Origin of the sequence: Streptomyces sp. NPDC047917 (assembly GCF_043204345.1) — a bacterium.
Taxonomy (GTDB): domain Bacteria; phylum Actinomycetota; class Actinomycetes; order Streptomycetales; family Streptomycetaceae; genus Streptomyces; species Streptomyces sanglieri.
The window spans coordinates 1-23,784 of sequence record NZ_JBIDCA010000032.1; the positions used below are offsets into that span (position 1 = coordinate 1).

11 protein-coding genes and 1 pseudogene are annotated in these 23,784 nt (G+C 69.9%); 9 read left to right on the forward strand and 3 right to left on the reverse strand.

The annotated features are described in order from the left end of the window. Both ACGF8B_RS41610 and ACGF8B_RS41615 read left to right on the forward strand, forming a co-directional pair. Window positions 1-95: pseudogene (locus ACGF8B_RS41610) on the forward strand (lytic transglycosylase); the annotation flags it as partial. A gap of 258 nt (window positions 96-353) precedes the next feature. Continuing rightward, the gene (locus ACGF8B_RS41615) at window positions 354-2,138 is read left to right on the forward strand and encodes a serine/threonine-protein kinase (RefSeq protein WP_392748085.1); all 1,785 of its coding nucleotides are present in this window, start codon (window positions 354-356) and stop codon (window positions 2,136-2,138) included. A 71-nt stretch (window positions 2,139-2,209) separates the two neighbouring features. Here ACGF8B_RS41615 and ACGF8B_RS41620 read toward each other — a convergent pair whose 3' ends face one another. Continuing rightward, window positions 2,210-3,112, reverse strand: a complete 903-nt coding sequence (locus ACGF8B_RS41620; RefSeq protein ID WP_392748087.1) for a serine hydrolase — start codon at window positions 3,110-3,112, stop codon at window positions 2,210-2,212. Continuing rightward, window positions 3,109-4,062, reverse strand: a complete 954-nt coding sequence (locus ACGF8B_RS41625) for a LysR family transcriptional regulator (RefSeq protein WP_392748089.1) — start codon at window positions 4,060-4,062, stop codon at window positions 3,109-3,111. The genes ACGF8B_RS41620 and ACGF8B_RS41625 overlap by 4 nt, the downstream gene beginning before the upstream one ends. A 142-nt stretch (window positions 4,063-4,204) precedes the next feature. On the opposite strand from ACGF8B_RS41625, the gene bla reads away from it, so the two are divergent. After that, complete coding sequence (gene bla, locus ACGF8B_RS41630; protein WP_392748091.1) at window positions 4,205-5,155, forward strand: class A beta-lactamase; 951 nt, start codon at window positions 4,205-4,207, stop codon at window positions 5,153-5,155. A gap of 14 nt (window positions 5,156-5,169) precedes the next feature. On the opposite strand, the gene ACGF8B_RS41635 is transcribed toward bla, so the two are convergent. Beyond that, the gene (locus tag ACGF8B_RS41635; RefSeq protein ID WP_392748093.1) at window positions 5,170-5,937 is read right to left on the reverse strand and encodes an N-acetyltransferase; all 768 of its coding nucleotides are present in this window, start codon (window positions 5,935-5,937) and stop codon (window positions 5,170-5,172) included. Window positions 5,938-6,290: 353 nt separating this feature from the next. On the opposite strand from ACGF8B_RS41635, the gene ACGF8B_RS41640 reads away from it, so the two are divergent. The 6 genes from ACGF8B_RS41640 to ACGF8B_RS41665 all read left to right on the forward strand — a co-directional run. Continuing rightward, entirely contained in the window at window positions 6,291-8,105 is a 1,815-nt protein-coding gene (locus ACGF8B_RS41640) for a Flp family type IVb pilin (protein ID WP_392748095.1), read from the forward strand. 293 nt (window positions 8,106-8,398) lie between these two features. Beyond that, on the forward strand, window positions 8,399-9,403 hold the full coding sequence (locus tag ACGF8B_RS41645) for an aldo/keto reductase (RefSeq protein ID WP_392748105.1): 1,005 nt from the start codon (window positions 8,399-8,401) through the stop codon (window positions 9,401-9,403). 176 nt (window positions 9,404-9,579) lie between these two features. Then, on the forward strand, window positions 9,580-10,203 hold the full coding sequence (locus ACGF8B_RS41650; RefSeq protein WP_392748097.1) for a helix-turn-helix domain-containing protein: 624 nt from the start codon (window positions 9,580-9,582) through the stop codon (window positions 10,201-10,203). A 161-nt stretch (window positions 10,204-10,364) separates the two neighbouring features. Next, a complete protein-coding gene (locus ACGF8B_RS41655) occupies window positions 10,365-11,654 on the forward strand; it encodes an MFS transporter (RefSeq protein ID WP_392748099.1) in 1,290 nt (429 codons plus the stop codon). A gap of 368 nt (window positions 11,655-12,022) precedes the next feature. Further along, the gene (locus ACGF8B_RS41660; protein WP_392748101.1) at window positions 12,023-18,766 is read left to right on the forward strand and encodes an amino acid adenylation domain-containing protein; all 6,744 of its coding nucleotides are present in this window, start codon (window positions 12,023-12,025) and stop codon (window positions 18,764-18,766) included. 47 nt (window positions 18,767-18,813) lie between these two features. Continuing rightward, window positions 18,814-23,784, forward strand: a 4,971-nt coding sequence (locus ACGF8B_RS41665) for an amino acid adenylation domain-containing protein (protein ID WP_392748103.1), incomplete at its 3' end; no start/stop codon positions are given.

The following is a 23,784-nucleotide window of genomic DNA, read 5'->3' on the forward strand; positions in this document are numbered from 1 at the left end:
ACAGCCTCACCGACCCCGTCGCCAACATCACCGCGGCCGCCAACTACGCCGCCGACCGCTACGGATCCATCGACAACGTCAACTCCGCCTACTGACGCCGGATGTGTTCAGGGGCATGCGAGGCGATGGTTCGCCGTGATGCTCCACTCCAGCCCATTCGTGGGCGTGCGCCACGAGGGGGCGACCGTGGTCTTCAGCCATGACCGGAACAACCGGCAGGCGCTCGACCTCACCGTCCCCGAACCGGCCCGACGTCAATCGGAGCACCGCACCTGCCTGTTGGTGCCGCCCGATCCGATCACGAGTTGCTCCGCGCCGCTCCGGGGCGTGCGCACTTGTGGCACAGTCGTGCCGTGGATGCACTGAGACCTCAGGACCCCGTGCGCATGGGCGCCTACCACCTGCTCGCCCGTCTCGGTGCGGGTGGCATGGGACAGGTGTATCTCGGCAGGTCACCCGGCGGACGGCTGGTGGCCGTGAAGGTCATCCGGGACGAGATCAGCGACCACCCCGAATCGCTGGCCCGCTTCCGGCGCGAGACCGCGACCGTCGAGGCCGTACGCAGCGCCTACACGGCGCAGTTGATCGAGGCCTCGCTCGACGCGCCCCCCTACTGGCTGGCCACCGAGTACGTGGCCGGACCCACCCTGCGCGGCGCCGTCGGCGCGAGCGGCCCCTTCCCGCCGGACAGCGCCCTGAGGCTGCTCGCCGCGCTCGCCGAGGGCCTGGCCGCCGTCCACGCCCACGGAGTCACGCACCGGGACGTGAAGCCGCACAACGTCATCCTCTCGCCGCAAGGGCCGCAACTGATCGACTTCGGCATCGCGCGAGCGCTGGAACAGACGATCCTCACCCGGGACGGAATGGTCTCCGGCACCCCTGGCTACACGGCCCCCGAGGTCCTGCTGCGCAACGAGGTGGGCCCGGCCGCCGATGTCTTCGCCCTGGGCGCGACCCTCGCGTACGCGGCTACGGGCCGGCCTCCGTACGGCACGGGCGAACCGGCGGCGGTGAGTTACCGGACCGTGCACGAGGGGATCGACCTGGAAGGGGTTCGGCCCGCGCTGGCCGGGCTCATCCGGCAGTGCGTCGCCAAGGACCCGGCGGACCGGCCGGATCCCGCCTCCGTGATCGCCCGGTGCGCGGTGGACTCTCCGCTGGCGACGGATGCCCATTACCGGATGCTGGGGCGTACCGCCGAACCCGTCCCCATACCCCTGCCGGGGGCCGGAACCGAAGACGGAGCCGGGAGCGGGACCCGGACCGGGAGCGAGCCTGACACGACGCCGTTGCCGGGGACCGGGGAGCGGGTCCGGCACGTGAACCATGAGCCGGACGTCCAGGTGGTGGATCGGGCCGCGAGCGTCGTACCCACCGGGGCGTCGGGCACCACACCGGACGACCGGCCGGGTCCGGGGAAGCGGCCCGGGCAGGGGACGCGGGGCCGGGCCTGGCTCGCCGTCTGCGCGGTGGCGCTCGCGGTACCGGTCACGATCTGGCTGCTGCCGGAGTCGGACGGGCGGGACAACGGCGCCGCCCGTCCGACGGAGGCGACGGTGCCCGGGAAGCCCGCCGAGTCGAAGCCGGCCACCGAGGATGCGGACAGCCGGCCGCCGGACCACATCGTGAACGACCGTGTCTCGCAGGACCGCTGGACCCTGTCCGAGGACCCGCAGCAGGCGTCGCAGGGCATGGGCTCCTGCGACCTCTCCAGCATCGCCGATTCCTCACCGCCGACAGGCCTGCGGTCCTCCGTGTCCCACACCACCGGTTCGGACACCGCCTTGCTGCAGATGCGTCCCCAGGACGCCGGCGAGGGAAAGCGGCCCGCGCCGTACTACATATCCGTGGGGGTACGGCCCCCGCACGAGACGGACCCTGCCACCGGACGGCCCCTTCGAACGGTGAGCAAGGGCATCGGCTTCACGAGCAAGCCCGTCGACCTCTACTCCCGTTGGAATTCCGGCGGAACCGTCAAACTCAAGTACCCCGACGATTTCCGCGCCCACTTCGCCGAACGCACCGTGGACGCGCTCCCGGTCGGGGACGACAGGGGCGACTGGACCGTGGTGCTGTACCACGTCGAGGGCGGGCCGACGAAGTACACATCCGTCGTGTGCAACGGGTTTCACGCCTGAGGCGCGGACGCGCGGTGTGCCCCGGCCGAGCAGTCGCGCGCCCGCCGGGCCTGCGGTCCGCCGACCCGGCTTCAGCGCTGGCGGAGGTGATCCCGCAGCGTGCGGGCCACCTGCGCCATCAGCGCGTCGGCGCCGGGCTGCGCACTGGCCGGCACGAGTGACTCGGTCAGGGCGGCGATGGCGAAGGACTGGCCGTCGGAGTGCTCCACGACACCGATCTCGTGCCGGAGGTTGAGGAGGGTGCCGGTCTTGGAGGACCAGGTGGAGGCGTCCGAGCTGAAGTCGGGGGCGAGCCGGTGCCGGAGGAGGTTGTGGGCCATCAGGGCGCGAACGCGTTCGGCCACTTCCGGATGGATCACCGACGGTGTCCACAGAGCCTGCAACAGCTCGACGTACGCACGTGCGCTGCCGGAGCTGGCGCGTGTGGTGTCGAGTTGGGGCACCCGATGCCCACGACCGCCGGTGCCGGCGTCGATGGCGAGGGAGAGCGCCAGATGGGCCTGGGCGGCGTCGAAGCGCTCCAGCGGGGTGTCGGAGAGTTCGTCGAGGCTGTGCCGGACAGTGATGCCGCGGAGCCCGAACTCGCGGAGCATTTCGGTGACCTGGGCCGGCGGGGTCAGATCGAACAGTACGTCGGCGGCCACGCCGTCACTCACGCAGGTGCTCATGTAGAGCAGGTCGTCGATGGCGATCCGTACGGGGTGGCGGAACCGGCTCAGCCCCGTGGGGCCCGGAGTGGTCGTACGTCCGGGCAGCACATCGATCGACGTCGCCCCGTCGAGCTCGCCGCGCCGGATGCGCTCGGCCGTCGCCAGCGCGAGCGGAACCTTGACCAGGGACGCGGACGGCAACTGGGTGTCCGGGGCGATCCCCACCTCCTCGCCCGTGTGGAGGTCCCGGACGAGCAGGCAGCCGTGCAGTCCGCCCTCGTGCAATTGCCGGCGCATCTCGCCCAGCAGCTTCTCGGTGTTCATTCCGTAGCCCCTTCGGTGCCGTCCACCGTCCCGTCCGTCGTACGGTCCGCCCCGCCGCCCGCGCCCAGGCAGCGGCCGATGGCCGTGCCCAGCCTCGCCTCGACGTGTTGTGGATTGCCGCCCGCGGCGGCGACGAGAGCGAAACCGCGGCTGAGCCCGGCCTCACCGACCGGCCGCCAGTGCAACGCGAATTCCTCGGCCTGCGCGGGGGAGCACAGCAGCAGATCCCGCGTGCGGAGCACCGCCGCCACCGCGGTCGGGAGGTCGGTGGCGGCCATGAGCTGTGCGGGCCGCAGGCCCACCGCGTCGCGCAGCCGGGTCAGCGGGTCACGGATGTGCGGTACGTCGTCCTCCGGCTGGATCCAGATACGGCGGGCCGGGCCCGGCGATGCCCGCCCCATCCGCAACGTCTCGATGTAGATGCGCCGCACACCGGGATCCCGGACCCCGGCGAGACCCAGCGGCACGGACCACGTCGCCTCGTCCGAGGGTGCCGCGAGCAGCGCGGCGCGTACCAGTTGCGTGTGGACGAACTCGATGCGCTGCGCGGGTGCGGCGATCCGGAGATCGAGCGTGATGCCGTGCTCCTGTGCCTCCGCGATCAGACGGGCGAGACCGGCCGTCGAGCAGAGACCGGGCACCGCGAGCCGCCAGGGCTTGTTCTTCGACGCCTCGGCCTCGTCCAGCAGCACATCGGCGGCCTGGACGAGCTGTCTGGCCGCCGGAAGCATCTCGCGGCCGAAGGTGGTGAGCACCGCTCGCCGTGACATGCGCTCGAACAGCTGCTCACCGAAGTGTTCCTCCAGGGCGGCGACACGGCGGCTGGCCACCGGCTGGGACATCCGGGCGGCGGCGGCTCCCACGGTGAAACTGCCGTGCTCGCTCACGCTGATGAACGCCCGACACGCTCCGACCAGATCCACAACCCGCACCCTATGCCAGATCGGCATGAAACCGCGCCCGAGCGTATTGGACCGCATGGCCGCCGGACGGCGAGAGTGGGCCCGGCACTCAAGACCGCCCCGGGATGGGGAGTTGCCGCTCCATCCCCTATGCGCTCCCGCCCTGCGGGCGCCTCGGAGGTTCGGACCCATGCAGAAGCACAGCAGTGCCCGGCGTTCCCTTCTCGGTGCGCTGGCCGCGCTCGTACTCGTTCCGACCGCGGCGTGCGACGGAGAGAGCGCCCGCCCAGGGGCCTCCGCATCCCCGGCGGCGTCCTCCCCGCACGCCGGGACGACGGGACCGGCCGCGAGCACGAAACCGTTCGCCCGGCAGTTCAAGGACCTTGAACGCAAGTACGACGCACGGCTGGGCGTCTACGCCATCGACACCGGCACCGGTCGCGAAGTCACTCACAACGACGGGGAGCGCTTCGCCCACGCCTCCACGTTCAAGGCGCTGGCCGCCGGCGCCGTACTGCGCAAGTACTCGATGGGCGGAATGGGCGAGGTGATCAAATATTCCAGGGAAGACCTGGTCAGCGACTCCCCGGTGAGCGAGAAGCATGTCGGGACCGGGATGAGCCTGAGCGCGCTGTGCGACGCCGCTGTCCGCTTCAGCGACAACACCGCGGCGAACCTGCTCCTCGACCGGCTGGGCGGTCCGCGTGGCCTGGACGCCGTACTCGCGGGCATCGGCGATGACGTGACCCGGATGGAGCACCGCGAACCGGAGCTCAACCGGTGGTCCCCGGGTGCCACGTCCGACACCAGCACACCGCGGGCACTCGCGGGCGATCTGCGCGCGTTCGTCCTCGGAGACCTGCTCGGCAGCGGCGAACGCGCGCAGTTGACGAAATGGCTGCGGACCAACACGACCGGAGCCGAACTCATCAGGGCCGGGATGCCCAGGGGCTGGGTGGTCGGCGACAAGACCGGCTCCGGCGGCTCCTACGGCACGCGCAACGACATCGCCGTGGTGTGGCGCCCCGACGGAGCCCCCCTCGTCGTGGCGATTCTGTCGAACCGGTTCCAGAAGGAGGCCGAGTACGACAACGCGCTCATCGCGGAAGCGGCCTCCGTGGTAGCCGGGGCGCTGTCGTAGCGGGCGGTGTGCTGTCAGGCGGTCCGCGGTTGTCCGCCGTGCCGGATCCATATGTTGGGTTCGACGTAGACGGCGTGACCGTGCGCGGTGTCGCAATGCACCGGTGCCAGGGCGCCGGGGACCTCCACGTCGCCGTCCCGGTCGAAGGGGAGGCCGGTCCACTGCCGCCACTGGGCGAGCGAACCGCTGACCGTCATCGACGCGGGAGCGACCTTCTCGATGGTGCCGCCGGCCTTGACGTGCACCCGCACCCAGGGGTCGGCCGGCAGCCCGTCGTCGCGAAGACGGCTGAGGTACTCGGTCATGGTGGCGTGCGGATCCAGGTGCTTGGCCGTCGGCCGGACCGGCGCGAGCAGGGCATCGTGCCCCTGCCGGCCCGCCGCAAGGCGGAGCGCGGCGAGCATGCGGTAGGAGAGGCCGCGGCCGAGGTGGTCGGCGTCCACCGAGATCTCCAGCGCACTGGCAGCCGTCGGAACGTTCCCGTGCTGCCGGTCACGGAAGGCCCATGTCAGCACCCGGTCCCAGCCCTGGTCGGGCAGCTCCTCACGACCGTCGAGCACGGAGTTGAACGGCACGGCGAGTCCGCGTGCGACGACCCGGTCGCCGTCCGTCGCCACCACGCAGTACTGCGGGAAGGTTTCCGGAACCCGGCTCAACAACGCGCTCGCGGCCATGTCGTGGGGCGTGAAGACGGGCCAGGAGTCGTTGATCTCGTACACGCGGGAGATCAGCGACGGGTCTTCGGAGAGCGGGCGGATCCGGATGTTGTCTATCTCTGTCACGGAGCAGCACCCTGCCACACGACGGAACCGTGGCCAAAGGAGAATGACGGTGGCTGTCCCACCCGGGCGGCGCCGGACACCACCGACGGCGAATGCCCGACCGGTGGGTGATCCATCGGATCCGCGAGTGGAGCCGCCGAGTGGCGACCATCGCCGGGGCCGTGTGCGCATGCCGGCGAGAGACCGCGATCCGACTCGCCGAATGGGCCCGTGACCAGGGGCCGGACCCAGGGGCCGGACCCAGGAACGATAGGTCCGGACCTGGGTCCGGCGGCCCTCTCGGAACCGGGTCCAACGCTTCTACGCTGCCACGGCAGACGGGGGCCGAGAGCGAGGCGCGGGGGGTAACAGGCGTGCGCACAAGGGGCAGTACGGACAGGGCGACCGAGCGTGGTCAGACCGGGATCGAGTATCTCGGCCTCATCACCGCAGTGTCGCTGCTCATCGCAGCGATCGTGACAGTGAGTGTGGCGGCCAACCTGAACGGGGGCTTCGAGAAGGCCCTGTGCCGGCTGATGCAGGTCGCCGGGGGCGGCGGCTCCTGCGACTCTGACAACGTTGCCGGAGAGGGACAGGGCCCACCGGAGACCCAGGCTCCCGATGCGGGGAGCGAGGGATCGCAGGCACCGGGAGAGCAGGAGCCCGGCGGGGATGTGATTCCCGCGCAGTCGCCCGGACCGGACGCGCCGGACGCCAAGGACCCGTTCCAGCCCGCCCGTTGCCTGCTGGCCGCGGACGACACGAAGGACACCGTCGTCGTCCAGATTCTGTTCATCAAGATCAGCCACTCGGAGCAGGTCAAACTCTCCCAGTGGTCCGACGGTTCGGTCACCCTGGAGCGGATGAGCACCACCGGTGGTGGTGTCTCGGCCTCGATCGGCGCGAGCATCCCCGGTCTGAAGAAATGGGGCGGCGGCGCGTCGCTCAGCGGCAGCTACGTACGCGGCAGCGGCAGCGGCGGGCAGTGGATGTTCAACGCGCACAGGTCGGACGACCCCAACGCCGACCTCGCGGCCAACCTGGAAGAGGCGAAGCAGTTCTCCGAGTACCTCAAGAAGGCGGAGAAGTGCCGCAACAAGACCGGCCCGCGCGCCTCCGAACTGGGCATGATCTGCAGCTACCACGCCGACAAGGACAAGCCCGACGTGGATCCGGAGCGCGCCCCGGACATCGACATCACCAAGACCACCACCGAGGCATCGGGCAGCGTCAGTTTCGGCGGCAAGTACGCCAAGAACGACAAGGAGGTCGCCGCCCTGCGGAAGACCATCGCCGACGAGGTGACGAAGAACAACCCGGGCGCCAAGGGCGAGACACTCGACAAGCTCATCAAGAACGCCCAGTCCAACAGCATCATCAAGGACGTGCCGGAGACCAAGAGCGTCGGCAACGTCTCCGCCGAGGGTGTGTCGGGGGCGCTCAGCAAGGACGTCGTCGTCATGCGGCACAAGACCGGCCCGGACTCCGGGAAGATCACCTTCGTCTACACCTTCTCGCTCAACGGCTCGGTCGGTCCGGGTGGTCAGGCCGCCGGCTCACGGATGCAGCAGGTCACCGTCACATACGACGCGGAGGCGTACGACCGCGAGGAGAAGGCGGATGAGGCCCACCATCCGCAGAAGATGAAGATCACCACGAGCCAGGAGAGCGGGGGCAACGAGGGCGCCTCCCTCGGCGGGGGCGCCAACGCGGGCCCGGTGACGATCGACGTCGGCGGCGGTGGTGGTGAGACGGAGTCCGATCTGCACACCGAGGCCGCCGAACTGGACCTCTCCGAAGCGAAGGACAGCACCACTGCCGAGGACTGGCTGCGCGGCCGTGGTAGCAACCCGGCCGACGAGGCGATGCCGTCACCCTCCTCGATGGCCGAGCCGCCGGCCGAGGACGCGTCCGCGTTCCGGCGACTGCTGCACGACAAGGGGCAGTTGCAGAGGCTGGACTACAAGGTCAACACCGACTGGTGGAACGCCTCGCTCGGCATCGGATTCGGGCTCTCCGCCGGGCAGTTCAGCATCGGCTTCAAACTCTTCGGAATCGACATCACCCATGAGCACCGCCGACAGACCCTGACCGGAAACCCCACCTACGCGAGCGCACCGGGCCCGGACGGCATGCGCCCCTGGAAGGACTTCACCAACTGCTCCCGCACCAAGCCCATCACGAGCTGAAGCTGGTCGTCGCCCCGCGCGGGTGTATGAGCGACAACAAGTTCGCGGCTGCCGGGCGCCTGTGGCGTCGGTCCGAACCGGGGGGATGGTTCCACTTCGCTCCCCTCGGGGGGCGGGGGTCTTGTCTGCTCACGTCCCTCCTCATGCGTGTTCTTCGTGGGAATTGTCTTTGACAAGCGAGGAGTCGGGTCCGTAACTTCCGCCCGGATCGGATGGCCGGATTCTGGGATGCGCCGCAGGAAAGACGGATCCGAGGGTCTGGACCACCACCACGGGAAACCCGAGGGAAGGCCTTGGATTTGAACTCGTCACAGATTCCGCGGCGCCGGCCGAACGGCGTCGGCCTGGAAGTGTCCGCGCTGGGGCTCGGCTGCATGGGAATGAGCCAGACCTATGGGGTTCCGGACGACACGGAGTCGATCGCGACGATCCATCGGGCACTCGAACGGGGCTGCTTCTTCTTCGACACCGCGGAGTCGTACGGCCCCTTCGCCAACGAGGAACTCCTTGGTCGCGCGCTCCGTGGCCGCCGGGAGGAGGCGGTCATCGCGACGAAGTTCGGGTGGGAGTACGAAGGAACTCGGCGCGGAGCGCTGAACAGCAGGCCCGCGCACATTCGCAGAGTGGTCGACGAATGCCTGGGACGGCTGGGAACGGACCGTATCGACGTCCTGTATCAGCACCGTGTGGACCTGGAGGTCCCGATCGAGGAGGTGGCCGGCACGGTCGGTGAGCTCGTCCAAGCGGGAAAGGTCCTCCACTTCGGCCTGTCGGAGGCCGGTGCGGCCACGATCGCCCGCGCCCACGAGGTCTGCCCGGTGGCCCTGCTCCAGACGGAGTACTCGCTGTGGGAGCGCCACATCGAGCAGGAGATTCTGCCGGTGATCCGGGAGCGGGGAATCGGTCTGGTGGCTTATTCGCCCCTGGGGCGTGGGTTCCTGACAGGTACGGCGTTGCCTGCGGAGGAGTATCCGGAATCGGACTACCGCCGCTACGACCCCCGATTCCAGGGGGACAACTTCACCGCCAACACGGCTGCGGCATCCGTCGTGCGCGAAGTGGCCGCGGGGCACGAGGCGACGCCGGCCCAGATCGCACTCGCGTGGCTGCTCCACCGGGGCGAGGACATCGTGCCGATTCCCGGGACCAAGCGCAGGGGCACGCTGGAGGAGAACCTCGCGGCGGTGGACGTGATGCTGGATGCCGAGGACCTCCGACGGCTGGACGAAGCGCTGCCCCCGGACGCGGTGGCGGGTACCCGCTATCCGGAAGCCGTCATGCATATGAATGGCCGCTGACGCCGCCGACGGCCGCTGAGGGTTGCTCAGGGCCATCGGGAAGGGTCCGTATCCCGGCGAGGGCCGGTGCTGGAATCAGTCAGTGAGCGGCCGGAATCCGGCCACTTCATCGATTGCACAGACTTCTGTGCACAGGCTTCTGTGCACAGAAGTCTTTGTCGTCTACCTTGGGCCTCATGGAACCTCCTGAGCGGCTGTCCCAAGTGCAACTGACTGCCCGTAACCTGCGGGGCGTCGCGCACCCGCTGCGGGTGCGGATCCTGACGGTCCTGCGGACGGAGGGGCCGGCCACGGCCACCACGCTCGCCCGGCGGCTGGACCAGAACACCGGTGCGACCAGCTATCACCTGCGCCAGCTCGCCGAGTACGGCTTCATCGTCGAGGCGCCGTCCCGGGGCGGACGCCGTGAGCGCTGGTGGCAGGCGGCGCACGTCAACACGGTCGTACCGGACGATTCGGTACTGGCGGGCGAGGACGGTCTCGGCATCGCCTATCTGCAGGCTCTCGGCCGGGTCTGGTCCGACGCGATGACGGCAGCCATCGACGCGACCGCCTCGCTGTCGCCCGAGTGGCGCGATGCCCAGGACTTCGGCGACTACGTGCTCACGCTCACCCCCGGTGAGGCCGAAGAGCTGTCGGCGGAGATCCACCGACTGCTCCGCCGACGCAATTCCGCGCCGGAACCGGCGGGTTCGCCGCTTCCCGACGGCGCGGCGCGAGTCGCCTTCCAGTTCCAGTTGTTCCCCACCAGCGCAGACCGGCACGTCTCCCACCCCACCCAATCGGAGTGTGAAAGATGACCTCTCGGCACGCGGCCGCCCAGCAGGCGGCGGAGGACAGTGGCACACGCATACCCGCCCCAGACGCCCGAGACGCCTTAGAGGCCCTGGATACCCCAGAGGCCGGAGAGACCCCTGACGCCCCGGACGGCGGGCCCCGGGTCCTGCGCGGACTGGTCGGCATGTTGTCGGCCAACGCGGCTTCCCTGTCGGCCAATCGGGTGCTCTCGATCGCTCTGCCCTGGTTCGTCCTGACGACGACCGGCAGCGTCGGCAAGACGGGTCTGGTCGCCTTCTGCCAGATAGTTCCTTACGTGTTGGCCCAGGCGCTGGCGGGGCCGATCATCGACCGGGTCGGTCCCAAGCGCATCAGCGTGGCCGGCGACCTGGCCTCCACCGTCGCGACGGCCGCTGCCCCGTTGCTCTATCTGACGGGAAACCTGTCCTTCGGTCTGCTGCTGGGGCTGCTCGCCGTGGTCGGTGCGGCGGACGGCCCGGCCAACGGGGCCAAGGGTCTCTTCGTGCCCGCGGCCACCCGCGCGGCCCGGGTGCCGCTGGAAAGGGGGACCGGCCTGTCGGCGGCGGTCGAACGGACCGCGACGACCATCGGGCCGGCGATCGCCGGTGTGGTCGTCGCCTCCTTCGGCAGCCTCTATGCCCTGTGGATCACCGCCTGCCTGTTCGGTGTGTCGGCACTGATCGTCTCCACCACCCTCACCGACCCGGTGCCCGAGCCGCATGAGACTCCGGTCGACGAGGCCGAGGGCTACTTCTCGCGGCTGCGTCAGGGAGCCGTGTTCCTGCGCGACGCCAAACTGCTGCGGTCCATCGTGTTCATGCTCGCCGCGACGAACATGCTCGACCAGGCGTTCATGTCCGTGCTGCTGCCGGTCTGGGCGAAGGAGACCGGGAACGGTGCGGAAGCCATCGGCCTGGTGGTCAGCGTCTTCGCCGCGACGTCGATCGTCGCCGCGCTCGTGGCCGCGGGAGTGGCCGAGCGGCTGCCCCGGCGTGCCGTCTATCTGATCGGCTTCACGGTGGGCGGTGTCCCGCGCTTCGTGGCCATGGCCACGGGGGCGCCCCTGTGGCTGGTGCTGGTGGTGCTGGCGGTGGGTGGCCTGGGGTCGGGCTTCGTCAACCCGATCGTGGGGGCCGTGACGTACGAACTGATCCCCACTCCGCTGCTGGGACGGGTCAAGACGCTGGCTCAGGCCGTCACCTGGGCGGGCATCCCCTTCGGCGGGCTGCTGGGCGCGGGTCTGGTGACGGTGGCGGGCACCTCGGGCGCGTTGTGGATCGTGGGCGGTCTCTACCTCGTCGCCATCGGTGTGCCGGCCCTGAACCGGGAGTGGTCGGGCATGCGCAAGCGGACGGTGCCCGACGAGAGCCCCGTCGCCACCGAGCACGGGAACGGGAGTGCGGCCGGTACGGCTTCGGCTCCCGGGGAAGCGGCGGCCAAGGAGGCCGTGTAGGCGGCGGACCGGCACCGGCACCGGCGGCCGGGCAGTGGATCGCCCGTAGCCCGTAGCCCGTAGCCCGTACCCGTAGCCCATTCCCATAGCCCGTCGCCCGCCGGTCCCCGTACCCGCGCCTCCGCCCGGACGACGGGTCTCCATCCAGACGGGCGGAACTCCGGCGATCGGGAGCGGTGTTCACGCCCGGACCGGCGTGAGTGACCGCGTCCGGCGGGCGTAAGTGGCCACGTAGGACCGGCAGAAGTTGCCACGTCCGGCGGGCAGAAGTGACCAGTTAACTCCTCCAGATCGCTCTGCGAGCATCGGATTCGGCTGAGTTTCCGAGGGTTTTCGCAGACGGTCGATGACGAGGAACTGGTGGACACATGACGACGAAGCCGATGACGGCCGCGGCCTCCGGCCGGAGGACCGAGGAGGGCAGTTTCTCTCCTGCGGAAGCCCGCATCGCGGCAGTGTGGAACGCGGTGCTCGGCGCCGAGGTGACCGGAGCCGAGGACGAATTCTTCCGGCTCGGCGGAACGCTCCCGCACGCGGCGGAAATGGCACGCCGGATCGCGGAGGAATTCGGCTCGGAATTCGGCGCGGAAACACTGCCGGAACCATTGACGGTGCGGGCGGTGGCGTCGTTCCTGGCGGAGGAGGCTCTGCTGCGGACCCGCCGGCTTTTCGAGTCGGCCGACCTCGATGCCGAGGGCGCGACGGAGGTCATGGACGCCCTGGTGGCGGCCGGGGCCCCGGACGACGCTCCGGTCATCCCCCGCGCGTCCCGGCACGGAGGTCCGCTGCCGCTGTCGTTCGCGCAGCGCCGGCTGTGGTTCCTGGACCAGTTGGAGCCCGGCCGGGCCGAGTACCTGATCCCCATGGGACTGCGCATCCGCGGCCCGCTGGACGTCCCGGCGCTGCGCGCGTCGCTGTCGGAGCTGGTGAGCCGGCACGAGGTGCTGCGCACCCGCTTCGCCGGCGACGCGGACGGCAACCCGGGCCAGATCGTCGACCCACCCCGGCCGCTGCCGCTCGCCGTTCACGACCTGCGGTCCGTCGCCGGGCAGGAGGCGCGCGAGGAGAAGGCCGCCGCGCTCGTGGACACCGAGGGCTTTTGCCCGATGGACCTCGGCACCGGACCGATGGTGCGTGCGCTGCTGATCCGGCTGGCCGATGAGGAACACCTGCTCTACCTGACGGTGCACCACATCGCTTTCGACGGCTGGTCGGCGGGGGTGTTGTCCCGGGAGCTGACCGCGCTGTACGGCGCGCGGGTCGCGGGCAGGACCACCGGTCTCTCCGAACCGCCCCTCCAGTACGCCGACTTCGCGGTCTGGCAGCGCGAGTGGCTGACCGGCGAGGTGCTTGCGGAGCAACTGGACTACTGGCGCGCCCGCCTGGCCGGCACCGAACCGCTGGAGCTGCCCACCGACCGTCGGCGTCCGGCGCGGCGCAGCGGCAACGGCGCCATGCTCACCTTCCGCGTACCGGCGGAGACCGCCGACAGCGCCCGCAGCCTCTCCAAGGAGAGCGGTGCGAGCCTGTTCATGACCCTGCTGGCGGTCTTCCAGGTGGTGCTGTCGCGCTACAGCGGCCAGGAGGACATCGCCGTGGGCACCCCGATCGCGGGCCGCAACCGGGCCGAGATCGAGAACATGATCGGCTTCTTCGTGAACACGCTGGTCATGCGCACCGACCTGTCCGGCGATCCGGCGTTCGCCGAACTGCTGACCCGGGTGAAGGACACCGCGCTCGGCGCCTACGACCACCAGGACCTGCCCTTCGAACGCCTGGTGGAGGAGCTGGCCCCGCAGCGGGACCTGTCGCGCAATCCGCTGTTCCAGACGATGTTCGTCCTCCAGAACACCCCCGACAGCCGCTCCTGGGAACTGCCGGGCCTGACCGTGCACCAGCTCGAAGTGTCCGCCCAGGACTCCAAGTTCGACTTCACCTTCTACGCCACCGAGGCCGCCGACGGTGCTTTGGACGGCACGATCGTGTACTCCACAGACCTGTTCGACGAAGCCACGATGGTACGTCTCGCCGGGCACTTCGAGACGCTGCTCGCCGCCGCCTGCGCCACCCCGGACGCCCGGCTGTCCGAGCTCCCGATGCTGACCGACGCCGAGCGCCGGACGATCCTCGGTGAGTGGAACGGGGCCGACACCGACGCCCCGGACGCGGTGACCGTGACCGGGCTGATCGAGGAGCAGGCCGCCGGCCACCCCGACGCGCAGGCCGTGACCTGCGGCACCGACGTGCTGACCTATCGTCAGCTCGACGAGCGGGCCGAGTGGATCGCCGGCCGGTTGCGCGAGAGGGGTGCCGGGCCGGGAACCCTGGTCGCGGTCTGCCTGGACCGCGGGACGGACATGGTCTGCGCACTGCTCGGCATCCACAAGGCGGGGGCGGCATACGTGCCGCTGGACCCGGCGTACCCCACCGACCGGCTCGCCTACATGGTCGAGGACAGCGGCGCCCCACTGATCGTCACCCAGTCCGCGCACACCGGCCGTCTCCCCGCCCACACGCCGACGCTGCTGCTGGACGGGGGCCGGCCGAAGGAGCCGCACACCGACCTTGCCGGTCCGGTGGCCCAGGCCGGTCCGGACGACGTGGCCTACGTGATCTACACCAGCGGTTCCACCGGCCGCCCCAAGGGCGTGCAGATCACCCACGGCGCGCTGCGCGCGCGGATGCGGGAGACACGCCGTGAGCTGGGACTCACGCCCGAGGACCGGGTCCTGCAGTTCGCCTCGATCGCGTTCGACTCCTCGGTGGGTCAGCTGTTCGCCCCGCTCGTCTCCGGGGCGGGGCTGGTGCTCCGCGACGACACCTGGGACCCGGGCCGGCTGGCGGCGGCGCTGCGCGAGCACCGGATCACGGTGGCATGGCTCACCCCGTCGGCGTTCGGGGAGCTGGCAGCAGACCTGGACGGGCCGGACACGGTGGGCCCGCAGCTGCGGCTGGTCCGGCTCGGCGGGGAAGCACTCCAGCGGGAGCAGATCCGGCAGTGGTTCCGGCACTGCGAGGTGCCTCTGGTCAACGGCTACGGCCCCACAGAAGCCGCTCAGGAGGCGACGACCGCCAGGATCGACGGCCCCGTCGACCGGGTGCCGATCGGCCGGCCGGTCGCCAACGCGAAGGTGTTCGTCGTCGACCGCCACGGCCGCCCGGTGCCGGTGGGCGTGCCGGGCGAGATGTGGATCGGCTGCCCCGGGCTGGCCCGCGGCTATCTGCACCGGCCCGAGCTGACCAGCGAGAAGTTCACCGTCGTGGACGTGGACGGCACGCCGCGGCGCGTATACCGCACCGGTGACCTCGCCCGGTGGCTTCCGGACGGGCGGCTGGAGTTCGTGGGCCGCTCCGACAACCAGGTCAAGCTGCGCGGCTACCGCATCGAACTCGGCGAGATCGAGACGGCGTTGCTCACCCACCCCACCATCACCGGCGCCACCGTCGTGCTGCGCGAAGACGTACCCGGAGTGCAGAGACTGGTGGCGTACGTGGTGCCCGCGGGCCCCCTCGACGCGAGCGCCCTGCGTACCCACCTCCAACGCGACCTGCCGGACTACATGGTCCCCACTGCGTTCGTGCCGCTGGAGCGCATCCCCCTCACCCCGAACGGAAAGACCGACCGCCGGGCACTGCCCGCACCCGCATCCGACCGGTCCGGAGCGGGCGCCGCGTACACCGAGCCGCGCACGGACACCGAGCGCGCGGTGACCGAGGTGTGGTCCGAGGTACTGGGCGTCGACCGGATCGGCGTGCACGACGACTTCTTCGCGCTGGGCGGGCATTCGCTGCTGGCCACCCAGGTCGTGTCCCGGCTGCGCCGGCGGTTGGGCGCCGATGTGCCGGTGCGCACCCTGTTCAGCGCCCCGACCCCGGCGCTGTTGGCCGCGGCCATGACGGAGCTGGACGGCACGGAAGCCGGCCGCATCCTGGCGGCGCCGCGCCCCAGCACTCCGCCGCCACTCAGCTTCGCACAGCAACGGCTCTGGTTCCTCGACCAGTTGGAGCCGGGCCGGGCCGAATATCTGCTGCCCTTCGCCTTCCGTATCCACGGCTCCCTGGACACCGACGCCCTGAACGCCGCGTTCACCGCGGTGGTGGCGCGCCACGAGGTCCTGCGCACCCGGTTCGGCACGGATGCGGCGGGCTCCCCGGTGCAGCTCATCGACCCGGCGCGGCCGGTGCGGATGCTGGTCCGGGACCTGCGCGGGGCGGGTGACACGGCCGTCCGCGAGGACGCCCTGGCGGAGGTGCTGCGCGAGGACTGGCTTCGGGCGATCGACCTCGGCACCGGACCCATGCTGCGCGCGCTGCTGGTGCGGCTGGCCGACGAGGAATACGTCCTGGCGGCCACCGTGCACCACATCGCCTTCGACGGCTGGTCGGTGGGCGTGCTGGTGCGCGAGCTGTCCGCGCGGTACGCGGAAGCCTCCTCGGATCGCTCCGGCACGCCCGGGCCGGATCCACTGCCGGTGCAGTACGCCGACTACGCGATGTGGCAACGTGCCTGGCTGTCCGGTGAAGCTCTTGAGCGACAACTCGACTACTGGCGCGATCGGTTGGGCGGACTGGAGCCGCTGGAGCTGCCGACCGACCACGCACGGCCGACGGAGCGCGGCGGGCGGGGCGAGGTGGTCCGGTTCTCGGTACCGGCCGAGGTCGCCGCCCGGACCCGTGCGGTGTCCGCCGAGAGCGGCGCGAGCCTGTACATGACCCTGCTGGCCGTCTTCCAAATGCTGCTGGCCCGCTACAGCGGACAGCGGGACATCGCGGTCGGCAGCCCGGTCGCCGGCCGCAACCGGGCCGAGATCGAGAACGTGATCGGCTTCTTCGTGAACACGCTGGTCATGCGCACCGATCTGTCCGGCGATCCGGCGTTCACCGAGCTCCTGGACCGGGTGAAGGACACCGCCCTCGGTGCTTACGACCACCAGGACCTGCCCTTCGAACGCCTCGTCGAGGAACTCGCCCCCGACCGCGACCTGTCCCGCAACCCCCTCTTCCAGACCCTGTTCGCGTTGCAGAACACACCGGGTGCGGACGCGTGGAACCTGCCGGGCCTGACGGCGGAGCCCGTCGAGCCCCCGGCCCGGGACGCCAAGTTCGACCTGTCGATGTACCTTGCGGAGGCGGCGGACGGCACACTGGACGGCGCCGTGGTCTACGCCGACGACCTCTTCACCGAGGACACCGCGCGCCGCCTGGCCGGACACTTCACCAACCTGCTGGCCGCAGCCACGCTTCGCCCGCACAGCGCGCTGTCCGAGGTGGAGATGCTGGACGCGGGGGAGAGGCACCGTCTCCTCACCGAGTGGAACGACACCGCAGCGCCTGTCCCGGCAGCGGCACTGCACGAGCTGTTCGAGCGGCGAGCGGCGCAGGCTCCGGACGCGGTCGCGGTCGTCTGCGGCACGGAAGAACTGACGTACAGGCAAATCGATGAGCGGGCCAACCGGCTGGCACACCGGCTGCGCGCTGTGCCCGCTATCGGTCCGGACGTACCCGTGGGTGTCTGCCTGGAACGCTCGCCCGCCATGGTGTGGACGCTCCTCGGCATCCTGAAGGCCGGTGCCGCGTACGTCCCGCTCGACCCGGAGCACCCGCAGGAACGCCTGGCGTACCTGGTGGCCGACTCCGGCGCGCCGCTGATCGTCACCGACATCGCGCACGCCGCCCTGCTGCCGGACGGCCCGGAGGTGCTGGCCGTGGACCGCCCGGCCGACCTGCCGGACACCCTGCCAACGGTCGCGCCGGAACCCGTCGCGGACCCCGGCGACCTGTGCTACTTGATCTACACCAGCGGCTCGACGGGCCGCCCGAAGGGCGTCCGCATCGAACACCGCGGGGTGGTCAACTACCTGGCCGGCATGCAGCACGCGTTCCCGATCGCTCCGGGCGAGGGCTTCCTCCAGGCCACACCGCTGTCCTTCGACGTGTCGGCGTACGAGATCTTCTGGCCCCTGTGGCAAGGCGCCACCGTCGTGCTGGTACCGGGCTCCGACCGGCTCGACATGGCCGAGGTGTCCCGCCTGATGCGCGCCCACCGCGTGGTCGGCCTGCACTTCGTGCCAAGCCTGCTGGACCTGTTCGTCTCCCGGGTGCGGCCCGGGGACTGCACGCACCTGCGGTACGCCTTCGTCAGCGGCGAACCGCTCCAGCCGACGCTGGTGAGCCGGTTCACCGAGCGCTTCCCCGGTGACCTCGTCAACCTGTACGGAGCCACCGAGGTCTCGGTGGACACGACGTACTGGCGGGCCTCGCGCACGGACCCGGCCGGACCGGTCCTCGCGGGCCGCCCCATGGTCAACCAGACCGTGTACGTCCTGGACCCGGACCGCCGTCCCGTGCCCGCGGGTGTGCTCGGCGAGGTGTACCTCGGCGGCGACAGCGTCGGGCGCGGCTACCACGAGCGGCCCGACCTCACCGCCGAGCGTTTCGTCACTGACCCCTTCCGCGGCGGCCGGATGTACCGTACGGGCGATCTCGGCCGGTTCACCGCGGACGGCGAACTGGACCTGCTGGGCCGGATCGACCGGCAGGTGAAACTGCGCGGCGTCCGGGTCGAACTCGGCGAGATCGAGGCGACACTGCTCACCCACGGCGCGGTCGGGGCCTGCGCGGTGGTGGTCCGGGAGGACACGCCCGGCGACAAGCGGCTGGCCGCCTACTGCGTGCCCGCGCCCGACACCGCGGTGGACGTCGGCGCGCTGCGCGAGTGGGCCGCCGAACGGCTGCCCCGCGCCATGATGCCGTCCGCGTTCGCGATCCTGCCGGAACTGCCGCTCAACCGGAACGGCAAGGTCGACCACGCGGCACTGCCGGCCCCCGGGAACGACGGCGACAGCACGGCCGGATACACCGCGCCACGGGACGAGATCGAAGCGGAGATCGCCGGAATCATGGCCGCCGTGCTCGGCGTCGAACGCGTAGGAGTCCACGAGGGCTTCTTCGAGGCCGGCGGTCATTCCCTGCTGGCCCTCCAACTCGTCAATCAGGTCGAGTCGGTGACCGGAGTACGCATCGGTCTGCGTCGCCTCTTTCAGTCGCCGAACGTCATCGGCATCAAACAACAGCTCATCGAATTGTTCGACGCGCAGGAACAGCTTTCCTGAAACAGCGGCCCACTGCCCACGCGAGAAGACGAAGAGGACGGAACATCATGGGCGAGAACTCGGTGGAGACACGGCTGCTGTCCCGCATGCGGCGGCGTGCGGAAGCAGCCCGGATCGTACGGGTCGAGCGGGAGGCCGGCCCCCTCCCGCTGTCGTTCGCGCAGCAGCGGCTGTGGTTCCTGGACCGGCTGACGCCGGACAGCGCGGAATACCTGGTGCCGACGGTGCTGCGGGTGCACGGCGTGCTGGATGTCCCCGCGCTCGGCACAGCACTGTCGGGTCTGGTGGCCCGGCACGAGGTGCTGCGGACGGCGTTCCCGGCGGACGACAACGGCACACCGCGGCAGGCGATCAGCGCACCCTGGCCGGTGGAGGTCACGGTCCACGACCTGCGGGCCGAGGCGGACGCGGAGACCCGCGCGGGCGAAGTGCTGCGCGCCGGGGCGACGCGGCCGTTCGACCTGGCGGCCGGGCGGCTCCTGCGGGCCGACGTGGTGCGGCTCGCGGACGACGACCACTTCCTGCTGCTGACGGTGCACCACATCGCCTCGGACGGTTGGTCCTCCGGGATTCTGGCCCGCGAACTGCGCGAACTGTACGCGGCCGCCGTCGCCGGACGCGTCGCTTCGCTGCCTGAACTCGCCATCCAGTACGCGGATTTCGCCGCCTGGCAGCGGGAGCAACTCAGCGGAGAGCTCCTGGAGAGGCAGTTGGCGTACTGGCGCGAGCGCCTCGCCCGCGTGACGCCGCTTGAGCTCCCCACCGACCACCAGCGTCCGGGGCAGCCGAGCAGCGGCGGTGATGTGGTCACCTTCTCGGTGCCGTCGGAGGTGGCGGAGGCGCTGCGTGCGGCGGCGAGTGGGCAGGGTGCGAGCCTGTTCATGGCGTTGTTGTCCCTGTTCCAGATCGTGCTGGCCCGCTACTGCCGTCAGGACGACATCGCGGTCGGCACCCCGATCGCCGGCCGCAACCGCGCCGAGACGGAGGACCTGATCGGCTTCTTCGTGAACACGCTGGTCATGCGCACCGATCTGTCCGGCGATCCGGCGTTCACCGAGCTCCTGGACCGGGTGAAGGACACCGCCCTCGGTGCTTACGACCACCAGGACCTGCCCTTCGAACGCCTCGTCGAGGAACTCGCCCCCGATCGCGACCTGTCCCGCAACCCCCTCTTCCAGACCCTGTTCGTCCTCCAGGCGCCCGGCAGCACGGAGGACCAGGCATGGGAGCTGGCCGGCACACGGACCGAGCCGGTCGAGATCGAGCGGGGTGTCGCCAAGTTCGACCTGACACTCACGGCGGTCGAGTCGGCGGACGGACTGCGCGCGGTCCTGGAGTACCGGACGGATCTGTTCGAGCGGGCGACGATCGAGCGGTTGGCCGGTCATCTCTCGACTCTGGCGGCGTCGGTGGCGGCTGCGCCGGGTGCGCGTCTGTCGGAGCTGAACATGCTCACGGTGGGGGAGCGGCGGGAGGTGTTGGTCGAGTGGAACGGTGTGGCTGGTCCGTATCCGGATGCTGCGACGATTCATCGGCTTGTCGAGGATCGTGTGGCTGTCTGTCCTGATGCGGTTGCTGTTGTGCATGGGGAGCGTCGTTGGACCTACGGCGAGATCAATGCGCGGGCGAATCAGCTCGCCCATTACCTCCGTGGCAAGGGCGTTGGCGCGGACACTCTGGTTGCTGTGTGTCTGGATCGTTCGCCCGAGCTCATTGCCACGCTGTTGGGCATTCTGAAGGCGGGTGCGGCGTTCGTTCCCCTTGATGCGGACTATCCGGCCGACCGGATCGCCTACATGGTCGAGGATGCGAATGCCCCGCTCGTCATTACGAGCACCGGCCTGGGCGACCGCATTCCGGACGGATTTTCTCGGCTGCTGGTCGATACGCAGTGGCCGGGTGGTTCCGAGTCGGATCCCGAGCCGTTGGCTTCGCCGGATGATCTGGCGTATGTGATCTATACGTCGGGTTCGACGGGCAGGCCGAAGGGTGTTGCTCTTGAGCATCGGGGTGTGGTGAATTATCTGCACTGGTGCGACGAGAACTACCCGGTCCGTGTTCCGGGTGGGGTCGGTTCGGTTCTGTATTCGTCGGTGACGTTCGATCTGACGATCACGGCGTTGTTCCTGCCTCTCATCCAGGGTCAGCAGCTGGTCATTCCCGTCACGGGGCCGGATCGGACGGCGTTCGATGCGGCGATCGATCTGATCTGCACCAATGCTCCGATCGGTTTCCTGAAGGCGACGCCTTCTCATCTGGAGGTTCTTGCCGCGCATCTGGAGACCCGTGGCGCACGGCATCACATCACCACCATTGTGGCCGGCGGTGAGAGTCTTGCCCCGCAGTTGGTCGCCCGGTTGCTGAGTACCAGCAGTACGCGGACGACGTTCTGCAACGAGTACGGCGCGACCGAGGGTTCGGTGGCGAACGTGATGAGCCTGACGACAGAGCCCGATCCGCACGGGGGCACCACGACGCTGGGGCGGCCGGTCACGAACACCACCGCCTACGTCGTCGATCACCACAACCAGCCCGCACCCGTCGGGATCCCCGGCCACGCACTGCTGGGAGGCATCTGCCTGGCCCGGCACTACCACGACCGGCCCGACCTCACCCACGAACGCTTCACCCCCAACCCCCTCGCCACGCCCCGGTCCGACCCGCGTGTCTACCACACCGGGGATCTGATGAAGTGGCGGCCGGACGGCACGCTTGAGTTCATCGGCCGGATCGACAACCAGGTCAAGCTGCGCGGATACCGCATCGAACTCGGCGAGATCGAAGCCGCCCTCAGTACCCATTCCCACATTCACACCGCTGCCGTCACCACCCGCGAAGACACGCCCGGGGACAAGCGTCTGGTTGCCTACGTCGTGCCCACCCCGGGACACGCTCCCGACACGTCCGAACTCCGTGCGCATCTCCAGCGGCAGCTTCCGGACTACATGGTCCCCAGCGCCTACCTCACCCTCGATCAGCTGCCCTTGACTCCGAACGGGAAGGTCGACACCAAGGCACTTCCCGCGCCGGACGGCCATCGCCCCGAACTCGCCACCACCTACACCGCACCCCGCAACTCGACCGAGGAGACCATCACCGGAGTGTGGTCCGACGTCCTCGGCATCGACACCATCGGCATCCACGACAACTTCTTCGAACTGGGCGGCCATTCACTGCTCGCGACACAGGTGACGTCGCGTCTGCGGCAACGGCTCGGGTCGGACGTCCCGGTGCGCGCCCTCTTCTCCTCGCCCACCCCGGCCACACTGGCCGAGGCCGTGCGAGAGCTGGGGACGGCCGACGAGGCGGCGCTGGTTCCGCTCGACCGGGGCAACGGTCCACTGCCGCTGTCGTTCGCGCAGCAGCGGCTCTGGTTCCTGGACCAGTTGACGCCGGGCAGCGCCGAATACCTCGTGCCCTTCGGCCTGCGGGTGCGCGGCACGCTCGACGCCGGTGCACTGGGTGCGGCGTTCACCGGTCTGGTGACCCGGCACGAGGTGTTGCGGACCCGGTTCGTCACGGACGACTCGGGCCGTCCCGCGCAGATCGTGGATGCACCGTGGTCGGTCACTCCGGTTGTGCACGACGTCCGGACCACGCCGGCGGCCGACCGGGAACAGGTCGCACTGGAGATCATGGCGGCCGAGGCGCGGCGACCGTTCGAGCTGGACGGCGGGCGGCTTCTGCGGGTCGACGTGGTGCGCCTCGCTGACGACGACCAGTACGTACTGATCACGCTGCACCACATCGTCTCGGACGGTTGGTCCTCCGGGATTCTGGCCCGCGAACTGCGCGAACTGTATGTGGCCGCCGTCGCCGGAGGTGTGGCGTCACTGCCCGAACTCCCCGTTCAGTACGCGGATTTCGCCGCCTGGCAGCGGGAGCAACTCAGCGGAGAGCTCCTGGAGAGGCAGTTGGCGTACTGGCGCGAACGTCTCACAGGGGTACCGGCCCTGGAGCTGCCGACCGATCACGGCCGGCCCGCGGAACGGGAGGGTGCCGAGGGCGACACCGTGTACTTCTCGGTGCCGTCGGAGGTGGCGGAGGCGTTGCGGGCGATGGCGAGTGGGCAGGGTGCGAGCCTGTTCATGGCGTTGTTGTCCCTGTTCCAGATCGTGCTGGCCCGCTACTGCCGTCAGGACGACATCGCGGTCGGCACCCCGATCGCCGGCCGCAACCGCGCCGAGACCGAGGGCCTGATCGGTTTCTTCATCAACACCCTCGTCCTGCGTACCGATCTGTCCGGCGATCCGGCGTTCACCGAGCTCCTGGACCGGGTGAAGGACACCGCCCTCGGTGCTTACGACCACCAGGACCTGCCCTTCGAACGCCTCGTCGACGAGCTGGCCCCCGACCGGGACCTGTCCCGCAACCCGCTGTTCCAGACCCTGTTCGTGTTCCAGAACACCCCGGACGGGGAGTCGTGGAGCCTGCCCGGCCTGACGGTCGAGCAGGTCGGTGTGGGCGGTCAGGACGCCAAGTTCGACCTCCAGCTGACCGCGACAGAGGCGGACGGTGAGCTGCTGGCGGCCCTGGAGTACCGGACGGATCTGTTCGAGCGGGCGACGATCGAGCGGTTGGCCGGTCATCTCTCGACTCTGGCGGCGTCGGTGGCGGCTGCGCCGGGTGCGCGTCTGTCGGAGCTGAACATGCTCACGGTGGGGGAGCGGCGGGAGGTGTTGGTCGAGTGGAATGGTGTGGCTGGTCCGTATCCGGATGCTGCGACGATTCATCGGCTTGTCGAGGATCGTGTGGCTGTCTGTCCTGATGCGGTTGCTGTGACGCATGGGGAGCGTCGTTGGACGTACGGTGAGGTCAACGCCCGTGCGAATCAGTTGGCCCATCACCTGCGTGGTGCGGGTATCACCGCGGACACGTTGGTTGCGGTCTGTCTGGATCGTTCGCCCGAGCTCATTGCCGTATTGTTGGGCATTCTGAAGGCGGGTGCGGCGTTCGTTCCTCTTGATCCGGAGTATCCGGCCGAGCGGATCGCCTACATGGTCGAGGACACGGAAACG